This is a genomic window from Streptomyces sp. PT12, assembly GCF_003311645.1.
Classification (GTDB): Bacteria; Actinomycetota; Actinomycetes; order Streptomycetales; family Streptomycetaceae; genus Streptomyces.
In genome coordinates, this window is the sequence record NZ_QEST01000118.1 from 1 (window position 1) to 3789 (window position 3789).

The 3789-nt window shown below is 71.3% G+C and carries 3 protein-coding genes and 1 pseudogene; 2 read left to right on the forward strand and 2 right to left on the reverse strand.

The window, feature by feature from the left end; translation table 11 throughout:
* Nucleotides 1-152: 152 nt before the first annotated feature.
* Nucleotides 153-1297: pseudogene (locus tag DEH69_RS13445) on the forward strand (IS3 family transposase).
* A 156-nt stretch (nt 1298-1453) separates the two neighbouring features.
* On the opposite strand, the gene DEH69_RS13450 reads toward DEH69_RS13445, so the two are convergent.
* Nucleotides 1454-2869, reverse strand: a complete 1416-nt coding sequence (locus tag DEH69_RS13450; RefSeq protein ID WP_113687187.1) for an NAD(P)-binding domain-containing protein — start codon at nt 2867-2869, stop codon at nt 1454-1456.
* A gap of 82 nt (nt 2870-2951) precedes the next feature.
* On the opposite strand from DEH69_RS13450, the gene DEH69_RS13455 reads away from it, so the two are divergent.
* Nucleotides 2952-3326: a helix-turn-helix transcriptional regulator gene (locus tag DEH69_RS13455; RefSeq protein WP_113687186.1), complete on the forward strand. Its 375-nt coding sequence runs from the start codon at nt 2952-2954 to the stop codon at nt 3324-3326.
* Between the two features lie 47 nt (nt 3327-3373).
* Here DEH69_RS13455 and DEH69_RS13460 read toward each other — a convergent pair whose 3' ends face one another.
* Nucleotides 3374-3700 (reverse strand): helix-turn-helix transcriptional regulator, encoded by a 327-nt coding sequence (locus DEH69_RS13460; protein WP_258534646.1) that lies wholly within the window; start codon nt 3698-3700, stop codon nt 3374-3376.
* Between the last annotated feature and the right edge of the window lie 89 nt (nt 3701-3789).

Sequence of the window (3789 nt, forward strand, 5' to 3'; positions counted from 1 at the left end):
CCCGTAGGGCCGGGGCCTTCAACGCCTTGGTCAGGTAGATCAGTTCGGAGCCGACTGAGCTGTACTGAGTCTTGTGGAGTCCCTGATGTGCCCCGGGGTCGGTGGAGTCGGGTTGCTGGACAATCAGTCATCCAGCGCCCCTGGAGGCCCACATGCCCCGCAGCTATCCACCCGAGTTCCGCCGCAAGGTCCTCGACCTGGTCGAGTCCGGCCGCCCCGTCGCCGAGGTCGCCCAGCTCCTGGGGATCAGCGACCAGACGATCTATACCTGGCGCCGTCAGCACCGCATCGACGCCGGCCAGGAGCCGGGGATCACCAGCAGTGACCAAGCCGAGCTTGTCGCCGCCCGCCGGCGCATAGCCGAACTGGAGACGGAGCTTGCGATCCACCGCCGCGCCGCCGAGCTCCTGGGGCAGGTGGTGCCCCCAAAAGACGGTTCGAGGCCATCGCGGTGATGGCCGGCGAACACCTCCCGGTGCAGCTGGCCACCCGCGTGCTGCACGTGGCCGAGTCCGGCTTCTACGCCTGGCGCAGCAGACCGCCCTCGGCCCGCTCGCTGCGGCACCTCCAGCTGACCGAGGCCATCACCGGGATCCACACCGCCTCCCGCGGCACCTACGGCTTCCGCCGCGTCCACGCCGAACTCTCCCTGGGGCTGGGCATCCACGTCAGCCACGGCACGGTCGAGCTGCTGATGCAGCGCGCCGGTATCCGCGGTCTGCCCGGCAGCCGGCGCCCCCGACCGCGGCACGAGACGCCCTCAGCTGCTGACCTGGTGGAACGCGACTTCACCCGCACCGCCCGCGACCAGCTGTGGGTCACCGACATCACCGAACACCCCACCCGGGAAGGCAAGGTGTACTGCGCCGTCGTCCTGGACACCTACTCCCGCCGAGTGGTCGGCTGGTCCATCGACGCCACCCAGACCGCCGCCCTGGCCACCAATGCCCTGAGCATGGCCATCGGCAACCGCACCCCACAGCCCGGCAGCACGATCATTCACTCCGACCACGGGACGCAGTTCACCTCCTGGGCGTTCACCCAGCGGGCACACGCCTCCGGCTTGGTGCCCTCGATGGGCTCGGTCGGGGACTGCGCCGACAACGCCCTGATGGAGTCCTTCTGGGGACGGGTTCAAACCGAGCTCCTCAATCGTCAGCGGTGGCGCACCCGACTGGAGCTGGCCAACGCCCTCTTCGAGTACCTGGAGATCTTCCACAACCGACAGCGTCGACATTCCGCGCTGGGCATGCTCACCCCGATCGAGTACGAACTCCGCTCAGCACATGTAGCGTGAAACCAAGCGAGCCGACTCCATAAAACTCGGGGCACATCACAGGTAGCGCTCTTTGACTGTTGTTGTGGCAGGTGGGCGATACAAGTCAGCGGTAGCGGGGCCGCTAGCCATCTTCCAAGCCGGTCGCGGCCCCGTCCGTCTGAGTTGTGCGGTCGCTCAGGAGCCGCAGCAGCCGCCCCGGGGCGCGGTCTCGGTGGTGGCCGGGGCGCTGACGCCGAGCTGGACCGGCTGCGGCGCGGGGGCGCAGCATCCGCCCGCCGCGTCCTCGGGCGTGGCCTGGTCGAAGAGGCTGGGGCCTCCGCACACCCCAGTCTCCGGGAGGGACAGTTCCACCCGCTGGGCTGCTTCCATGTCTCCGGCGAGGGCGGCGGCGAGGGAGCGGACTTGTTCGTAGCCGGTCATGGCGAGGAAGGTGGGGGCGCGGCCGTAGGACTTCATCCCGGCCAGGTGCAGGTCCTCTTCGGGGTGGGAGAGCTCGTTGACGCCGTGGGGGTACACGGTGCCGCAGGAGTGCTGGTTGGGGTCGATCAGGGGTGCCAGGCGTACGGGGGCGGAGAGGCGTTCGTCCAGGCCGAGGCGTACTTCGGACAGGAAGGAGAGGTCGGGGCGCAGCCCGGTGAGGACGACGATGTGGTCGACGGGCTCGGTGCGGCGGCCGTCGTCGGCGACGAGGACGAGGCGGTTGTCGCCGTCTCGTTCGACGGCGGTGGTGCGGAAGCCGGTGACGGCGGCGGCGTGACCGTTGTCGACGGCGGCCTTGGCGGCCAGGCCAAGGGCGCCGCGGGCGGGGAGTTGGTCGGCGGTGCCGCCGCCGAAGGTGGAGCCGGAGATGCCGCGGCGCAGTACCCACACCGCGTGCGTGCTCGGCTCGGTCTTGGTGAGGTTGGCCAGGCCGGCGAGGGCGGTGAAGGCGGAGGCGCCGGCGCCGACGACGACGGTGCGCTTGCCGGCGAACGCGGCGCGGACGGCCGGGTCGCTGAAGTCGGGGACGCGGTAGGTGATGCGGCCCTGGGCGGCCAGCGCGCGTTCCCCGGCGGCCGGGTAGCCGTCGGCGCCCAGCGGGTTGGGCGTGGCGTAGGTGCCGGAGGCGTCGATGACGGCGCGGACCGCGATCCTCCCCCGGCTGACGCCGGGAGGTGCCCCCACCTCGGCGCCGTCGGCGGTGGTGAGGTGCACGGTGAAGGGCTGGGTGTCGCGGCCGGAGTCGACCACGCGGTCCCGTCCGGCACGGGCCACGCCGGTGACGGTGGCGCCGTAGCGGACGCGTTCGCCGAGGGCGTCGGCCAGCGGCTGGAGGTAGTCCGCGGCCCACTCGGCGCCGGTCGGGTACCGGCTGTCCTCGGGCCGGGTCCAGCCGGTGGGGGTGAGCAGCTTCTCGGCGGCCGGATCGACCAGCTCGGCCCAGGTGGAGAACAGCCGCACGTGCCCCCATTCGCGCACCGCGGCGCCGGCGTGGTCGCCGCGCTCCAGGACCAGCGGCTCGATGCCGTGCTCGATCAGATGGGCGGCGGCGGCAAGGCCGATGGGGCCGGCACCGATGACGGCGACGGGCAGAGGGGCGGGCTCCGGCATGATCAGCACTCCTTCACTGTTTCGATGTCTGTCGATATCCGGGAGCTTGCCATGTGGTATTGACGAGTGTCAACATAGAGGCATGTCGAAGCAGAAGACGGTGGAGCTCCCGGTCCTCGAACCGGACGACGTGGTGGTGCCCTGCTGCCCGCCGCTGACGGCCGCGGAGCTGTCGGCGCAGGACGCGGAGCGGATGGCCGCGTTGTTCAAGGCGCTCTCGGACCCGGTGCGCCTGCGGCTGTTCTCCAAGGTGGCCTCCCATCCGGGCGGCGAGGCGTGCGTGTGCGACATCGCCGACGTCGGCGTCTCCCAGCCCACCGTCAGCCACCACCTGAAGAAACTGCGCGAGGCCGGGCTGCTGACCTCCGAGCGCCGTGGCACCTGGGTCTACTACGCCGTCGCCCCCTCGGCGGTGGCCGCGATGTCCGCCATGCTCGACCTGCGCACGACCACCTGACCCCGCCCTCGCGGTGGCGGTGACCGGATGCGGCGCAGGCCCGGCGGTCAGTCGGGTGGGCAGCAGCCGGTGAGGTAGCCCTTCAGGGCGTCCAGCCGCTGCGTGGTCCGGGTGCCGTCGGCGCGGTAGCGGACCTGCCGCCCGTCGCGCTCGGCCCGCAGCAGCCCGCTCCGGCGCAGCAGCGCCAGGTGCTCCGAGGCGGTCGAGAGGCCAGGCCGCTGCGGGCGGCGACCTCGCTGACGGTGAGTTCCGCGCCGCCGGCGAACAGCATCATCACGCTCCCCTGCAAGCGGGAGGCACCCCCAGCGGGTCTCGCTCGCCAGCGCCTTGAGGAAGTTGGCCGTCTCCTGGTCGACCGGCGGCACCTGATCCATTCCGTATCCCCCCGGCCCGGGGCCCACCCGGTTCTAACCTCGTGCTTTCACGAGGTGGGCTGTCCAGAGGTTGATCACGAAGACAGAAA

What these genes read in the sequence shown, in the direction of transcription:
- DEH69_RS13450 (WP_113687187.1), bottom strand. Translation starts at nt 2,869, where the DNA reads ATGCCGGAGCCCGCCCCTCTGCCCGTCGCCGTCATCGGTGCCGGCCCC.
- DEH69_RS13455 (WP_113687186.1), top strand. Translation starts at nt 2,952, where the DNA reads ATGTCGAAGCAGAAGACGGTGGAGCTCCCGGTCCTCGAACCGGACGAC.
- DEH69_RS13460 (WP_258534646.1), bottom strand. Translation starts at nt 3,700, where the DNA reads ATGGATCAGGTGCCGCCGGTCGACCAGGAGACGGCCAACTTCCTCAAG.